Here is a 16,138-nt window from a genome sequence, read left to right on the forward strand (position 1 = left end):
AGGGTGACGAAGTAAGAAACGGCAAACATCGGCCGTCAGCAGACGATCCCTATTTCTTCGCCATCAGCTTCATCGCCATCGAGGTCAGCGCTTCGGTCGCGGTCGAGATCACCGCGGGCGCATCGGGCGCCCAGAAGGGCGAGTGCAGGCTCGGCAGGGTGCGGCCTTCCTTTTTCGCCGCGTCATACTCGGCCTGCGGCACACCCCCGACCCAGACGATCAGGCCCTTCACATCCTTGTGTTCGTCGCGCGAAAAGCGGCTGAAATCCTCGCCGCCCATGACCGGCGGCATTTTCACGACGCGCTCCTCGCCGAAACCTGTCTTCAGATAGGCCGCCATCTCTTCGGCAAATTCGGGCGTGTTGTACGTCGCGGGCGTATATTCATCCTTTTGCACCGACACGACGGGCATGCGATCGTCGGGAATGCCCGCCGCGATCGCCTCGCCCTTGGCGATGCGGGCGATCCCGTCCAGCAGATGCTCGCGCACCTCGTCGGTGTAGCTGCGCACCGTCAGTTGCAACCGCGCTTCGTCCGAAATGATGTTGTGCTTGGCACCCGCGTGGAAACTGCCGACCGTCACCACCGCGCTGTCGAGCGGGCTGATCTCGCGCGAGACGAGCGTCTGGAGCGCCCCGACGATCCGGCTTGCGAGCACGATCGGATCCTTCGTCGTCTGCGGATAGGCGCCATGGCCGCCGAGCCCCTTCACCAATATGTCGACGCTGTCGACGTTGGCGAGCGCATAGCCCGGCGTGTAGCCGATCTTGCCTGCCGGAAACTGCGCCGCGTCGTGAAAGGCGAGCGCATATTGCGGCTTCGGAAAGCGCTTGTAGAGGCCGTCGGCGAGCATCATCCGCGCCCCCGCGCCGCGTTCCTCGGCAGGCTGGCCGATCATCACCAGCGTGCCCGACCAGTTCGCCTTTTTCGCCGCCATCAGCCGCGCGACGCCGATCCACGCGGTCATATGCGTGTCGTGGCCGCACGCGTGCATCACGCCCGTCTCGACGCCCTCCTTCGTGGTGACGCGTACTTTCGACGCGCCGTGAAGCCCGGTCTGCTCGGTCACCGGCAGCCCGTCCATATCGGCGCGGACCATCACCACCGGCCCGGGGCCGTTTTTCATCACGGCAACGACGCCCGTTCCGCCGACCTTTTCCGTCACCTCGAAACCCAGCTTGCGCGCCTCGGCGGCGAGGATGCCCGCCGAGCGCACCTCCATGAAGCTGAGTTCGGGATTGGCGTGCAGATCCTTGTAGATCGTCATCAGCGACGGCATCTGCTTTTCCACGTCGCTGCGCAGCGTCTGCGCCGCCGCAGGCATGGCCAAAGCCAGCGCCGCCGCGCCGGTCCACAAAATCCGCATCCTTATTCCCCTGCTTTTCGTCAGCCCGCCGGGACCAGTTCGATCACGTCGAGCAAGGATTCATAGGCCGGCGCCGGCAGCACGAGCCGCCAGCGGTTGTCGCCGACCCGTTCGACCAGCCCCGCCATGTCGCGCATCCGGTCGCTGCCGTAGTTGACCGGCAGACTCTCGTCGCCAAGTTCGAGGGTACCGAGAAATATCTGGCGGTTCAGATTGTCGGGGAAGATCAGCCCCACCGGGCGCTGCGATCCGGTGAGCTTGACGAGGCTGTAAAGCCCCTGCTCGGCCGCGACGCGGCAGCGGAACCAGTCATAGGCAATGTAACCGAGCCCGCCGCGCCCCTGCGTGCCGAGCTTGATCGTGCGGCACCTGTACTCGCCTGCCGGCAGGTGCGGGTTGGGCAAGGCGGCCGTCGGCTGCAGCAGGACGCCCTCGCGCTGGACGGCGCCGCCAAATCCCTTGGCGCGCGCGTCGGCGAGCGCGGCTTCCCAGCTCGAATACCAGCCGCGGACGCGTCCCTTGTCCTGTTCGGTCGCGGTCGCACGCCATGTGCCGGCATCGGATGGCTGCACGGGCGCGTCGGCCGCCGAGGGCGGCTGCGACGGCACCGTCTGACAGGCGCCAAGGCATAGCCCGAGCGCAAGGGTGGATATCGATGTGGCGCGACCCCGCATGGTCCGTCTCTCCCGGTCCGGTTCGTCTTAACCATAGGAGGACGAACGGGAATGCTCAAGGCTGCAACAAATCTATAGCTTTGCCGCAGGTCCCTATGCCGCCGTCCAGCCGCCATCGACGCTGAGGTTCGCGCCGGTGATATTTGCCGCCTCATCGCGGGTCAGGAAGGATGCAAGTGCCGCGACCTGTTCGACGGTAACGAACTGCTTGGTCGGCTGGCCGGCGAGCAGCACATCGTTGATCACCTGCTCGCGCGTCATCTTGCGCGCCTTCATCGTGTCGGGAATCTGGTTTTCGACCAGCGGCGTCCAGACATAGCCAGGACTGATGCAATTCACCGTGATGCCTGCCTCGGCGACTTCGAGCGCGACGGTCTTGGTCAGCCCCGCCAGCCCGTGCTTCGCGGTGACATAGGCCGATTTGAACGGCGAAGCGACGAGCGAGTGCGCCGAGGCAGTGGCGATGATCCGGCCCCATTTCTTCTTGCGCATCCCCGGCACGGCATGACGGATCGTATGGAAAGACGCGGTCAGGTTGAGCGCGATGATCATGTCCCATTTCTCGACCGGGAAATCTTCGACCGGCGCGACGAACTGCATCCCGGCGTTGTTGACGAGAATATCGACGCCGCCCAAATCCTTGTCGGCGCGCGCGAACATGGCTGCAATTTCTTCGGGCTTGGTGAGATCGGCGCCGTCATAAGCGGCCTTGCCGCCGTTCAGCACCTCGAGCGCCGCACGTTCGGCCTCGATCGCCGCCGCGTCGCCAAAGCCATTGATGATGATATTCGCGCCGTCGGCGGCGAGCGCCTTGGCGATGCCGAGCCCGATGCCCGAGGTCGAACCGGTGACGAGGGCGGTCTTGCCTTTGAGGTGCATGGCGTAATCCTTTCGGTGGGGGAGATCAGGAGCCGGCCTTGGGACGGAGGTCGCCCGACTGGACGGCGAAACTGTCGGAGCGCCCTTCGGCGATGCTTTCGGCAAGCAGATGGCCGTCCTTCATCGCGGCCTCGACCGCCGCGCGGCCGAGCGCCCAGTTGACCTCCATCGTCGTGCGCGAAAATTCGAAATCGCGCGCGCCGGTCTGCCAGGCGGGCGGCTGGTGGATGAGCTGAACGACGTTGAGCGCCTTGCAATCGACGATCCGCCGCACCGCCTTCACTTCGGCAAGATCGGCGAACTCGGGCGGCAGCCTGTCGAGCATCCGGTCGATCAGCGCATGCTCCTTGCGCCGCCGCACGAGGCCGTCCGAAATCCGGCGCGTACGGCTGGAAAAACGAATGTCCTTCTCGCGCGACCAGGCTTCTTCCATATCGTGCGGACGCTCGCCGCGCGCCGGAAACAGATCGACCTGAAAGGCGAGCATATCCTCCTTCGCCGCCTCGACGACATGTTCGAGCGGGGTGTTGGATACGAGCCCGCCGTCCCAATACCATTTGCCGTCGATCTCGACCGGCGGCAGCCCGGGCGGCAACGCGCCCGACGCGAGGATATGGCGGGCATCGAGGGTGTCGGATTTCGTATCGAAGTAACGGAAATTCCCCGTCTCCACCTCGACCGCGCCGACCGACAACCGCACCTTGCCGTGGTTCACCCGGTCCCAGTCGACCAGCCGACCCAGCGTTTCGATCAGCGGTGCCGTATCGTAGAAGCTGACCGCAGCGGGGGTCTGCCGCTCGGCAAACGCCGGTGGCGGCCAGCGCGGCGTGAAGAAACCGGGCACGCCGAAAGCCGCGACCTGTCCTGCCGCCGCCCAATGCGTCCATTCGCGAAACAGGTCATTGTCGACGGCTGGCAACTCTGGCAGCGCCGACGATACGCCCTCCCAGAACTCGCGCATCTTGCCGACCGCCTGATCGCGCTCGTTACCGGCGATGATCGCGGCGTTGACCGCGCCGATCGAAATCCCCGCGACCCAGTCGAGTTCGATACCAAGGTCGATCAGCGCCTCATATACCCCGGCCTGAAACGCGCCGAGCGCGCCCCCGCCCTGCAGCACAAGGACGACAAGATCGGGCAGTGGCAAGGCAGCACGGGCAGCGCGGCGGGGCATGGACTCGGGACGATCCTTTGACGCGGGGCCATTTGGTGCACCGCAACACAAGCCTTTGCAAGCTCGCGATGAATCGAAGCGGCGCGAAGCCTCTTCCAATTGCCGCACGCTACTGTCAGAACCGGGACAAACGGACCAATTTCTGGAGTGGCTGAGATGCGTCTCGACGATTATGATCCCGGCGACGATATCCGCGACCTCGGCCGCGGCGGCGGTGGTTTCGGCGGCGGCGGGGGCGGCGGCATAGGCGGCCTCCTCATCGGGCTCCTGCCGATGCTGCTCGGGCGCAAGATGGGCTGCGGCACCCTGCTTCTGATCGGCGCGGTCGCCTTTTTCCTTCTCGGCCCCGGCGCCAACATGTTCAGCAGCGGCGGCAGCAGCGCCGACCCGATGGCCGACAGCCGCGGCGCGCAGGGCGTCGCATGCGACACCGAAGGCGAGCGCTTTGCCTGCAACGTGTTCGGCTCGACCCATCAGGTCTGGGGCAGCCTGATCAGCGGCTATCAGAAGCCGACGCTCAATTTCTATCAGGACGAGAATGAATCGAAATGCGGTGCCGCTCAGGCCGCGATGGGCCCCTTCTATTGCCCGGCCGATCAGGGCGTCTATCTCGACACCAGCTTTTTCAACGAACTCGACCGCAAATTCGGTGCCGCCGGCGATGCCGCGCAGGCCTATGTCGTCGCGCACGAGGTCGGCCATCATATCCAGACGATCAGCGGCATTTCGGAGCAGGTGCGCCGGGCGCAGGCGCGCGGGTCGCAGGCCGACGGCAACGCGCTGCAGGTACGGATGGAGTTGCAGGCCGACTGTTACGCCGGCGTCTGGGCGGCGCGCGCCAAGACTCGCGACGGCCAGCCGGTGATGGAAGCGGGCGACATGGAAGAAGCGATGCGCGCCGCCAATGCGATCGGCGACGATACGCTGATGCGATCCGCAGGGCAGCGTCCCGTTCCCGAAAGCTTTACCCACGGTACCAGCGAACAACGCATGACCTGGCTGCGCCGCGGCCTGCAGACCGGAGATCCGCGCCAGTGCAACGCTTTCGACACGGCTATCTGACGGCCGCGCTCGCGGGGGCCTTCTTCGCGGCATCGCCGGCGTTCGCTGCCACCGTCTATGTCGAGACGGGGCGGCTGATCGATGGCGTGACGAACGAAGTCCGCACCGGCCAGTGCATCACCATCGAAGCGGAGAAGATCAAGGCTGTCGGCGCATGCGGCAAAGCACCGGACGGCGCGACGGTGGTCGATTGGTCGGGCTTCACCGTCCTCCCCGGCCTTATCGATCTTCACACCCACCTCGCCGACCTTGGCCAGAGCGCCGACCTCGCCGCGCCCATGAAGGCCTCGCCCGCCGAAACCGCGCTCGTCGGCGCGCGAAACGCGCGCGTGACCCTCGACGCGGGCTTTACCAGCGTGCGCGACGTCGGCACCTATCGCGGGCTCACCGATGTGACCTTGCGTAACGCGATCGACCGCGGCGACGTACCGGGGCCGCGCATGTGGGTTGCGGGCGCCTATCTCACTATTCCGAAGGGCGGCGGCGAGCTCAACGGCGTCGTCCCGAACGAGCAATTGCCGCCCGACATGCGCCTCGGCGTCGCCGCGACGCCGGAGGAAGCGGCCGCAAAGGTAACTTACCTGCTCGATCACGGTGCCGACTTCATCAAGGCGATCGCGACCGGCGCCGTGCTTGCCATCGGCACCGAACCTGGGGCGCCCGAACTCACCGAGGAACAGCTCCGCGCGATCGTGACGGTGGCGCATGCCCGCGGCAAGAGGGTGACCGCGCATGCCCATGGCGCGATCGGCATCCAGAATGCGATCAACGCGGGGGTCGACAGTATCGAGCATGCCAGCCTCGCCGACGAAGCCACGCTGCAACTTGCGAAAAAGCACGGCACCTGGCTGGTGATGGATATCTACAACGGCACCTACATCGACGAGGAAGGCACGAAGGAAGGCTGGCCGGAAGAATATCTGCGCAAGAATCGTGAAACCACCGATACCCAGCGCGTCGCCTTCCGGCGCGCGGTCGAGCTGGGCGTCAATATCGGCTATGGCACCGACGCGGGGGTCTATCCGCACGGGCTCAACGGCCGCCAGTTCCGCAATATGGTAAAATACGGGATGACGCCGATGCAGGCGATCCGGTCGGCCACCGGCCGCGCCGCCGAGGAAATGGGCCGCGCCGACGTCGGCGCGATCGTTCCGGGGCGCTATGCCGATCTGGTTGCAGTAAGGGCCGATCCGCTCGCCGACATCGGCGTGCTCGAAAAGATCGACCATGTGATGAAGGGCGGCGCCCTCGTCCGTTAGGGGCCGACTTTTTCGCGCGGCCGCCCTTTGCGTTTCGCAGCGGCAACTTTTTTGCCGGCAGCCGCTATTTTTGCCTTCGCCGCGCGCGCGGCGGCATGGGTTTCGGCACGACGCAGCAGCAATGCCAGATCTTCGCGGCTGATATCGAAGGTCTCGCCAAGATCGGCGAGCGCCCCGTCGATATCGTCCATCAACAGGCCGACCGGTTCCTGAGCCACGGCCTTTCCGTCGACCGGCCGGGCTCGGTGCGGATAGCTGTGCCCCGAGAAACGATGGAACAGCATGCCGATCCCGACGAGGATCAGCGAATTGAGCAATACCGGCACCAGAAAGTCGGTCGCATGCCCCGCGAAGCTCTGCCACCCGAGCACGGCGCTCAGTGCCGCGGCACCGCCGGGCGGATGGAGGCAGCGCAGCAGCGACATCATCAGAATTGCGGTCGAAACCGCCAGCGCCGCGGCGAGCGCCGGCTCGGCGACCGCCTGCGCGACGACAACGCCGAAGACAGCCGACAGGAAATTGCCGCCGACGATCGACCAGGGTTGTGCGAGCGGGCTCGCCGGGACTGCGAACAGCAACACGGCCGACGCGCCGATCGGGGCTATCAACCACGGCATCGATGCGGGAAACAGCGCCGCGCACACCGCACCGGCCAGCCCAATGCCGACCAGCGCCCCGATGCTCGCAATCATCCGGTCGCGCAGGCTCGCGCCGGCGAGCAACGGCACGAACAGCTTTTTGGGGAGGGATTTCAATCGGGGCATGCCAGCATCTCTCACGGGAGGCGCGATCCGATGGAGCGCCGCGAAGTTTTTCGCCAGAGAGCTTTGGTTTGCCGGCACCAAGTCCAATTTCGCTCACCAATCGACGATTAAGGTGGTGCGGGAACGAAGCGGTTGATTTTCACAACATGCGGATCGGGGAAAATAAAACGCACTTCGGTGACGATCTGCTGCGGTTCGCCCAGCCACATCACCGCCTCGCCGCCATTTTCCTTCACATGCCATGCCCGAAGATCGCGCAGCGCTGCCCCAATTCGCTCGTCATCGCGACATAAGCCGCTGCGGGTTGAATCCGAACATCGGAAACGAACCGCTGTCGCTTCGAGAGCAAACGACTTGAGCGCCGCGATCAGTTCGACGCCACGCTCGACAGACAATTCGGCGGATAGGCCGAATAGATCGCCAGTTCGCATGGCAGATTTGATGAAAGCGCCACTTCTCTTGACGCATAAGGCGGTCGCATACGCCCAGTTCCGATCCGGCCTTCGATCGGCGACAGAAAACTCGCCGTCCATACCCGGCGCTGACATCCGGATCCTCGCCGTTCAGGGCTTTCCGCCAGTTTCAATTCGACCATCCCAGGAGGGCCAAATGTTTTTTGCTCGCTTATCGCGACGATCGGACGGTGTTCGAATCCCGCAAGGACCAAGTCACCGGCTTTTTCGGTCGACAGCCCCTCGATATCGATCAGTTGCGGTGGAGTAGTTGTTTGGGTCGAAAGCAGGATCGCAAGAATGGCAGAGAGCATGAATTCCGACGTATCGGCCCACATCAGCGTTGGCAATCGGTCCTTGAACCTGCCCGCCGCGCCGCTAAACCGCTTTCATGCGTAACCACCTCCTCCCCAGCGCGATCGCGCTCGCCGCCGCCCTTTCCTCCCCCGCCTTCGCCCGGCCGATGACCGAGGTCGATCTGGCAACGCTGAAACGCGTTGCCGCGCCCGCGGCGTCGCCCGACGGACGCTGGGTCGTGTATCAGATGACCGAAACCGAGCCGGCGACCTACAAGCGTTCGACCGGGCTGTGGGTCGTCGACCGCAATGCGAAGGGCGCGCAGCCGGTGCGCATCGCCGACACGCCCGGCAAGAATGAAACCTCGCCCGCCTTCGACAAGGACGGCGCGCTTTTCTTCCTTTCGAACGCTTCGGGCAGCGATCAGGTCTGGCGGATCGATCCCAAGGCTGCGAACGCTGCCGCGACGCAGGTCACCAATGCCAAGGCCGATGTCGCCGGCTTCAAGATTTCACCCGACGGTACGAAACTGCTCGCATGGGGGGATGTGCCGCGTGAATGCACCAGCTTTGGCTGCGACGCGAAGGATAAGGGCGCGCAACCCGGCCCCGGCACCGGCCGCCTTTACAAGGACGGGAGCGGCTTCGTTCGCCACTGGGACCAGTGGGAAACGCCGGGCACCTACAGCCGCCCCTTCGTCTTCAACCTTGAGGGCGGCAAGGCGACCACGGATCGCGCGATCGACGGCGGCCTCGTCGGCGACACGCCGTCGAAACCGTTCGGCGACGGCAGCGAACTCGCCTGGGGCCCCGACAGCCGCACCGTCTATTTCACGCTGCGCAAGGCCGACCGCAACGAACCGACCTCGACCAATCTCGATATCTACAGCACGCTCGTCGATGCGCGGATGCCACCGATCAACCTGACCGAGGCCAATCAGGCGACCGACACGCTGCCCGCCCCTTCGCCCGACGGCAAATGGCTCGCCTATGCGGCGATGGCACGCCCCGGTTACGAGTCCGACCGGCAGGTGCTGATGCTGCGTAATCTCGAAAGCGGCGAGACCAAGAAGCTCACCGACGCATGGGACCGCTCGGTTGCCTCGATCGCCTGGGCCGCGGACGGCAAGTCGCTTTATGTGACCGCGCAGGACGTGCTCGACCATCCCCTCTTCCGCGTCGATGCCGCGAGCGGCCAGGTCGAGAAGTTGAAGGCATCGATCGAAGAATATGACGGCAATATCGGCGACGTGACCCCGTTGGCGAACGGCGAGCTGCTCTATTCGCGCAACACCGTCCTCCTGCCGACCGACCTCTGGGTCCGCGATGCCAAGGGCAAGGCCGCACAGCTGACCAGCGTCAATGCCGCCGAGTTGGCGCAGTTCGACCCGGTCAAGGTCGAGCGCCTGCAATTTGCAGGCGCGGGCGGCGACAAGGTGTGGGGGCAGATTCTCAAGCCCGCGAACGCCACCGGCAAGCTGCCCGTCGCGCTGCTCGTCCACGGCGGGCCGCAGGGCAGCTTCGGCAACGCCTGGTCGACGCGCTGGAACCCGCGGCTCTTCGCGCAGCAGGGCTATGGCACGCTCACGATCGATTTCCACGGCTCGACCGGCTACGGACAGGCCTTCACCGACAGCATCAACAAGGATTGGGGCGGCAAGCCGCTCGAAGACCTGAAGCTCGGCCTCGCCGCGGCGGGCAAGCAGGATGCCGGGATCGACGTCGCCAACGCCTGCGCGCTCGGGGGATCGTACGGCGGCTATATGATGAACTGGATCGCGGGCAACTGGCCCGATGGGTTCAAATGCCTCGTCACCCATGCCGGCATCTTCGACCTGCGCGCCATGTCGATGGAAACCGAGGAACTGTGGTTCGACGAATGGGATCATGGCGGCCCGTGGTGGGAACGCACCGACGGCGAAAAATGGAATCCGGTGAACCATGTCGACAAATGGAAGACGCCGACGCTCGTGATCACCGGCGAACTGGATTACCGCGTTCCCTATTATCAGAGCATCGCGCCCTATACCGTGCTCCAGCGCCGCGGCGTGCCGTCCGAACTGCTCGTCTTCCCCGACGAGAATCACTGGGTGCTGAAGGGCGCGAACAGCGTCCAGTGGCACCAGAGCGTGTTCAACTGGCTCAAGACCTATACGGGTAAATAGGGCGACTTTTGCTTTCGTCGTCACCCCGGACTTGATCCGGGGCCCCGCTTTTTCCTTCCGAGGCCGAAAGCGGGATGCCGGATCAAGTCCGGCATGACGAGAAAGAGGAGTCTCCCCTTGCCGCTGCGCTCCCCGGCTGGCAAAGGCGCCCGGCTATGCCGATGGAAAAAACCTTCGATCCCGCCGCTATCGAGGCGAAATGGGCCCATGAATGGGAAAGCCGTGGACTCTTCCGTCCCGCGCGTCCCGACGCGACACCGTTCACGATCGTCAACCCGCCGCCGAACGTCACCGGCGCGCTGCACATCGGCCATGCGCTCGACAACACGCTGCAGGACGTACTGATCCGCTACGAGCGGCTGCGCGGCAAGGATGCGCTGTGGGTCGTCGGCATGGACCATGCCGGCATCGCGACGCAGATGGTCGTCGAACGCCAGATGGAAGAGCGGCAGGACAAGCGCACCAATTACACGCGCGACGAGTTCGTCGAAAAGGTGTGGCAGTGGAAGGCGGAGAGCGGCGGCCAGATCACCGGCCAGCTCCGCCGCCTCGGCTGCTCGATGGACTGGGCGAACGAACGCTTCACGATGGACGACGGGCTCAACCGCGCGGTCGCCAAGGTGTTCGTCGACTTGCACAAAAAGGGACTGATCTACCGCGACAAGCGGCTGGTGAACTGGGACCCGAAGCTCAGGACCGCGATCTCGGACCTCGAGGTCGAGACGCACGAGGTGGCGGGCGGCTTCTGGCACTTCAAATATCCGCTCGCCGACGGCGTGACGCTCGATGACGGACGCGATTATATCGAGGTCGCGACGACGCGCCCCGAAACGATGCTCGCCGACATGGCGGTCGCGGTACATCCAGACGATGCGCGCTACAGGAGCGTGATCGGCAAGGACATCCTCCAGCCGATCACCGGCCGCCGTTTCAAGGTCGTCGCCGACGAGCATGCCGATCCCGAACTGGGCAGCGGCGCGGTGAAGATCACCCCGGGGCATGACTTCAACGACTTCGAGGTCGGGAAGCGCGCGGGGTTCAAGCCCGGCGAGATGCTCAACATGCTCGATGGCGACGCGAATGTCGTTCAGACGAGCGACGGGCTGATCCCCGCCGAATATCTCGGCCTCCACCGCTTCAAGCGCGACGGCAAGGACGGGGCGCGTGAACTGGTCGTGACGCGGATGAAGGAACTCGGCTTCCTGATCCCCCACACCGACAAGGACGGCAACGCGCACGACGCCGAGCCGCGCACGATCCAGACCCCGTTTGGGGATCGCGGCGGCGTGGTGATCGAGCCCTGGCTGACCGATCAATGGTATGTCGATGCGGAAACGCTGGCGCAGCCGCCGATGGCCGCGGTACGCGACGGACGCATCAACATTGTCCCCAAGACTTGGGAAAAGACCTTCTTCAACTGGATGGAGAATATCCAGCCGTGGTGCGTCTCGCGCCAGCTCTGGTGGGGTCACCGGATTCCGGCGTGGTATGCCGAGGATGGCCGCATCTTCGTCGCCGAAACCGAAGAGGAAGCGCAGGCAGAAGCCGGCGCGGGCGTTGCATTGACGCGCGACGAGGACGTCCTCGATACCTGGTTCTCCTCTGCGCTCTGGCCCTTCGCAACGCTCGGCTGGCCCGAAGACACCGCGCTGCTGCGCCGCCACTATCCCAATGACGTGCTCGTCTCGGGTTTCGACATCCTCTTCTTCTGGGATGCGCGGATGGCGATGCAGGGGATGGAGTTCATGGGCGATGTGCCGTGGAAGACGCTCTATCTCCACGGCCTCGTCCGCGCGCCCGACGGCGCGAAGATGTCGAAGTCGAAGGGCAATGTCGTCGATCCGCTCGGGCTGATCGACCAATATGGCGCCGATGCCCTCCGTTTCTTCATGTCGGCGATGGAAAGCCAGGGCCGCGACATCAAGATGGATGATGCGCGCCTCGCGGGCTATCGCAACTTCGCGACCAAGCTGTGGAACGCCGCGCGTTTCTGCGAAGCAAACGGCATTTCGGCCTCGACCAGCTTCGAAGCGCCGCCCGCGAGCCTGCCGGTCAACCGCTGGATCATCGGCGAAGTCGCTGCGACCGTCGCCGCGATGGAAACAGCGTTTGCGGCCTATCGCTTCGACGAGGCCGCCAACGCGATCTACAGCTTCGCCTGGGATCGCTTCTGCGACTGGTATCTGGAACTGATCAAGGGCGCGATCGACGACGAGACCAAGGCGGTCGCCGGCTGGGTGCTCGACCAGATTCTCGTCATGCTCCATCCCTTCATGCCCTTCATCACCGAAGAACTGTGGACCGGGCTCGGCGACCGCGCCGATTATCCGCTGATCACCGCTAAATGGCCCGAACCGAAGGCCGAGCGCGACACCGACGCGAGCGCCGACATCGACTGGCTGATCAAACTGGTCAGCGAGCTTCGCACCGCCAAGGCCGAGCTCGGCCTGCCGCCGGGCGCACGCCTGACCGTGCATTTCCCGGCGTCGCTCAATGGCCGCACCGACAAGCTCGCGGCGCAGCTCGATCGTCTCGCACGTCTCGACGCGGTCAGCTTCGATCCGGCCCCCGCGGGCGCATCGGCGCAGCTTGTCGTCGAGGGCGAGACGATCACGGTTCCGCTGGAAGGCGTCATCGACATCGCCGCCGAGCGCGACCGCCTGACCAAGGCGCTCGCCGCAGCCGTTAAGGAACGCGACGGCCTTGCCGGGCGCTTGGGCAACCCGTCGTTCGTCGAACGTGCCAAGCCCGAAGCGGTCGAAAAGGCGCGCGCCGACCATGCGGCGAAGGAAGCCGAGGCCGATCGCCTGACCGCCGCACTGGCGCGGCTGGGGTAATGCGGAACGGGCGAATCCTGCTTCTGGCCACGGCGCTGCTTGGCGCCGTTCCGCTGGCTGCCAGGGACGCCTCGCCGTTGACGCCCGCCGCCGGCAGCGCCGACCGCACCGCCATATTGGCAGCGCTGCGGACCCATCCCGACATGCGCTTCACCTTCCGCTATCTGCGGGTGTGGCGCGACGGCGACCGCGCCATCGCTTATGCCGAGGGCGACAATGGCGTCATCGGCGGTTTCAAGTCGATCCTGACGCGCGACGGCCAGACGGGCTGGCGCACCGTCTGGGCCGAGGGCGATGGCGGCAGCGATAGCTGTGCCGCCGGCGCGCGGCATTATGCGTGGGCCATCGAACTGATCGAATCGTACCACATCGTGCCTGATCGGCTTTTTCCCGACGTGACCCGGCAGACCAGCGGCCTCGCACGCTCGGCAAAAAGCGATCCCGACCTGCAATGCGTCGGCGATCTCGAAGGCGGACCCGAATGAGCGCCGATTTGAACGATGTCCCGATCACCCCGACGCCCGTCGCGGCGGCAGCGGACCCGGCCGCGAGCCCCGTGCCGCCGCGGCAGACGGCGCGCGGCGGCGGGCGGATGGACCTGACCAGCGGTCCGATCACCAAGACGCTGATCCTGTTTGCGCTGCCGACGCTTGCCTCGAACATCCTCCAGACGCTGTCGGGTTCGGTGAACTCGATCTGGGTCGGCCAGTTCCTCGGCGAGGGCGCGCTCGCCGCGACCGCCAATGCGAACATCATCATGTTCCTGATGTTCGGCGCCTTCTTCGGCTTCGGCATGGCGGCGACCGTCCTCATCGGTCAGTCGATGGGGCGCGGCGACATCGACGCGGCACGCCGCGCGACCGGCGGTGTGATCGGCCTTGCGCTGCTCTTCTCGGTCCTGATCGCGGTGGTCGGCTGGTTTGCGTCGGATCGCATCCTGCGCTGGCTCGAGACCCCGCCGGAGGCCTTCACGCTCGCGCACGATTATCTCCGCGTCACCTTCCTCGCCGTGCCCGCCTCGATGCTGTCGGTGACACTGATGATGGCCTCGCGGGGCGCCGGCGACGCAATCACGCCGCTCCGCTTCATGATCCTCGCCGTGGTGCTCGATGTCGTCTTCAACCCGGTGCTGATCCTCGGCCTCGGTCCCTTCCCGCGGCTCGGTATCGCGGGGAGCGCGCTGGCCACGGCGGCGGCGGGGACGATCAGCCTGATCGGGATGATCGCGTGGTTCTATCGCAAGAACCATGTGCTGCGCCTCCGCGGCCGCGAGCTCTCCTATCTCTATCCCAAATGGTCGGAACTGCGTTTCATCATCGGCCGCGGTCTGCCGATGGGCGCGCAGATGTTCGTGATTTCGGGGGCGGGCCTCGTCATGATCGGCCTCGTCAACCGCGAGGGCCTCGTGACCGCCGCCGCCTATGGCGCGACGCTGCAGCTCTGGAACTATATCCAGATGCCCGCGCTCGCGGTCGGTGCTGCGGTCAGTTCGATGGCGGCGCAGAATATCGGCGCGCGGCGCTGGGACCGGGTGTCGGCGGTTACCACCAGCGGCATCACGATCAACCTTGCGATGACGGGCGTGCTGATCGTCCTCCTGCTGCTGTTCGACCGCGCCGCCCTCGCGCTGTTTCTCGGCAGCGAAAGCCCCGCGATCGAGGTGTCGCGTAATATCCAGCTTATCGCGACGTGGACCTTCCTACCGTTCGGCACGACGATCGTGCTGATCAGCACCCTGCGCGCCAACGGCTCGGTGGTCCCGCCGCTGATCATCCTGTTCCTGTCGATGTTTCCGATCCGCTTCGGCATCTATCATTTCGGTTATCCGCTGATCGGCAGCGACATCATCTGGTGGAGCTTCCCGCTGTCGTCGCTCGCCTCGCTCGCGATGGCATGGGTCATCTACCGGCGCGGCAATTGGCGCGGCCCGATGCCGCAGCCCGCCTAAGGTGGCTTTCGACCAAAGCGCGCGCGCGTTCGACTGATGTCCCGGCGGCCGCTGGCCCTTGCATCGCCTTTGGCGCTAAAGCAGAGGCGATGAAGATGACGATCGACGACAACAGCCAGCGCGACCAGCGCGCCCGCATGCTGGCGGCGGCGCCCGACTGGCGCGCGTCGGACGCCCGCGTCAACCCTCGGGTAGCCATCGGTTCGATCGTCGCGATGTGGCTGCTCTATTTCCTGATCAGCACCGGGCTGGCGCTGCTCACCGGGGCGTCGGATCAATGGGAATTCGTCGGACGGCGCGGAATTGTGGTGGTTGCGGGGATCCTCTGTACGTTCGTCCTCTACAAGCTGCTGCAGCGGATCCAGCCGCGTAGTTTTGGCGCCCGCCTCGCAGTCGCAATGGGCGCCGCCGTGCCGCTGGTCCTCATCTACGCCAGCGTCAATCTGCTCGTCTTCTATTACTGGTTCCCCGCCGCCGATACGCACCAGATTATCGAGGAGCTACAGGCCCAATATCCGGTGGCATGGGAAACCGTGCTGATCCTCGACAGTTCGATCCGCTGGTATTTCTTCTTCGCGGTGTGGGCGGCGCTTTACGTCGCCTTCGGTTACGCGAACGAAATGCGCGCCGTCGAGCGGCGCGCCAACCATTTCCGGCTGGAGGCGAAGAACGCACAGCTTCGCGCGCTGCATTATCAGGTCAATCCGCACTTCCTGTTCAACACGCTCAATTCGCTGTCGACGCTGGTGATGCGCGGTTCGAAGGCCGAGGCCGAGACGATGATCATGAACCTGTCGTCTTTCCTGCGCTCCAGCCTTGCCGTCGATCCCGAACAGCTCGTTGCGCTCGACGAGGAAATCCGGCTCCAGCGGCTCTATCTCGACATCGAACAGGCGCGCTTTCCCGACCGTCTGCAGGTCGAAGTGACGATCCCCGAAGAGCTGGAGGATGCCTGCGTCCCGGTGCTGATCCTGCAACCGATCATCGAAAACGCGATCAAATATGGCGTCGCGCCGAGCAAAGGAAAGATCGCGGTCCGCCTGACCGCGACCAGCGAATACGGGCTGCTCGTGATCCGGGTCGAAAATGATATCGATCCGAAAGCGCCGGCGCCGGCGCCCGGCACAGGCCTTGGCCTCGGCAATGTCCGCGAGCGGTTGCTGACGCGCTATGGCCCCGCGGCGGGGTGCGAGTGGGGGCGTTCGGACAATGGCGGCTTCGCCGTGTCGCTCTGGCTGCCACTGGCACGGAACGGATGCTGA

14 protein-coding genes are annotated in these 16,138 nt (G+C 65.2%); 7 read left to right on the top strand and 7 right to left on the bottom strand.

Translation table 11 applies throughout. The annotated features are described in order from the left end of the window. Positions 1-49: 49 nt before the first annotated feature. The 4 genes from AN936_RS09900 to AN936_RS09915 form a co-directional block, all read right to left on the bottom strand. On the bottom strand, positions 50-1,366 hold the full coding sequence (locus AN936_RS09900) for an amidohydrolase (protein WP_054588004.1): 1,317 nt from the start codon (positions 1,364-1,366) through the stop codon (positions 50-52). Between the two features lie 20 nt (positions 1,367-1,386). Next, positions 1,387-1,974, bottom strand: a complete 588-nt coding sequence (locus tag AN936_RS09905; RefSeq protein ID WP_234715797.1) for a DUF4893 domain-containing protein — start codon at positions 1,972-1,974, stop codon at positions 1,387-1,389. Positions 1,975-2,133: 159 nt separating this feature from the next. Continuing rightward, a complete protein-coding gene (locus tag AN936_RS09910) occupies positions 2,134-2,919 on the bottom strand; it encodes a 3-hydroxybutyrate dehydrogenase (RefSeq protein WP_054588006.1) in 786 nt (261 codons plus the stop codon). 25 nt (positions 2,920-2,944) lie between these two features. Then, entirely contained in the window at positions 2,945-4,093 is a 1,149-nt protein-coding gene (locus AN936_RS09915) for a patatin-like phospholipase family protein (RefSeq protein ID WP_054588007.1), read from the bottom strand. A 156-nt stretch (positions 4,094-4,249) separates the two neighbouring features. Here AN936_RS09915 and AN936_RS09920 point away from each other — a divergent pair, with 156 nt between their 5' ends. After that, positions 4,250-5,155, top strand: coding sequence for a neutral zinc metallopeptidase (locus AN936_RS09920; RefSeq protein ID WP_054588008.1), 906 nt, complete (start codon positions 4,250-4,252; stop codon positions 5,153-5,155). Beyond that, positions 5,128-6,414 carry a metal-dependent hydrolase family protein gene (locus tag AN936_RS09925; RefSeq protein WP_054588009.1) on the top strand — a complete coding sequence of 429 codons (1,287 nt, stop codon included), beginning with the start codon at positions 5,128-5,130 and terminating at the stop codon, positions 6,412-6,414. Before AN936_RS09920 ends, AN936_RS09925 begins: the two co-directional genes overlap by 28 nt. On the opposite strand, the gene AN936_RS09930 is transcribed toward AN936_RS09925, so the two are convergent. The 3 genes from AN936_RS09930 to AN936_RS24680 form a co-directional block, all read right to left on the bottom strand. Beyond that, positions 6,411-7,169 carry an HPP family protein gene (locus AN936_RS09930; RefSeq protein ID WP_335337310.1) on the bottom strand — a complete coding sequence of 253 codons (759 nt, stop codon included), beginning with the start codon at positions 7,167-7,169 and terminating at the stop codon, positions 6,411-6,413. The two genes, AN936_RS09925 and AN936_RS09930, sit on opposite strands and share 4 nt — an antisense overlap. A gap of 116 nt (positions 7,170-7,285) precedes the next feature. Beyond that, on the bottom strand, positions 7,286-7,573 hold the full coding sequence (locus tag AN936_RS09935; protein WP_054588010.1) for a hypothetical protein: 288 nt from the start codon (positions 7,571-7,573) through the stop codon (positions 7,286-7,288). Next, positions 7,546-7,968, bottom strand: coding sequence for a hypothetical protein (locus tag AN936_RS24680; protein ID WP_149037639.1), 423 nt, complete (start codon positions 7,966-7,968; stop codon positions 7,546-7,548). The genes AN936_RS09935 and AN936_RS24680 overlap by 28 nt, the downstream gene beginning before the upstream one ends. Positions 7,969-8,021: 53 nt before the next feature. Between AN936_RS24680 and AN936_RS09940 the strand changes: the two genes are divergently transcribed. The 5 genes from AN936_RS09940 to AN936_RS09960 all read left to right on the top strand — a co-directional run bounded on the left by AN936_RS09940 (position 8,022) and on the right by AN936_RS09960 (position 16,138). Further along, positions 8,022-10,091 (top strand): alpha/beta hydrolase family protein, encoded by a 2,070-nt coding sequence (locus AN936_RS09940; protein WP_054588011.1) that lies wholly within the window; start codon positions 8,022-8,024, stop codon positions 10,089-10,091. Between the two features lie 155 nt (positions 10,092-10,246). Then, entirely contained in the window at positions 10,247-12,928 is a 2,682-nt protein-coding gene (locus AN936_RS09945; protein WP_054588012.1) for a valine--tRNA ligase, read from the top strand. After that, positions 12,928-13,413 (top strand): hypothetical protein, encoded by a 486-nt coding sequence (locus AN936_RS09950; RefSeq protein ID WP_054588013.1) that lies wholly within the window; start codon positions 12,928-12,930, stop codon positions 13,411-13,413. The genes AN936_RS09945 and AN936_RS09950 overlap by 1 nt, the downstream gene beginning before the upstream one ends. Before the next feature lie 107 nt (positions 13,414-13,520). Then, positions 13,521-14,876, top strand: coding sequence for an MATE family efflux transporter (locus AN936_RS09955; protein ID WP_054590213.1), 1,356 nt, complete (start codon positions 13,521-13,523; stop codon positions 14,874-14,876). A 95-nt stretch (positions 14,877-14,971) separates the two neighbouring features. Further along, positions 14,972-16,138, top strand: coding sequence for a sensor histidine kinase (locus AN936_RS09960; protein WP_234715799.1), 1,167 nt, complete (start codon positions 14,972-14,974; stop codon positions 16,136-16,138).

It is taken from the genome of Sphingopyxis macrogoltabida, from assembly GCF_001307295.1.
In the GTDB taxonomy this organism is placed as follows: domain Bacteria; phylum Pseudomonadota; class Alphaproteobacteria; order Sphingomonadales; family Sphingomonadaceae; genus Sphingopyxis; species Sphingopyxis macrogoltabida_B.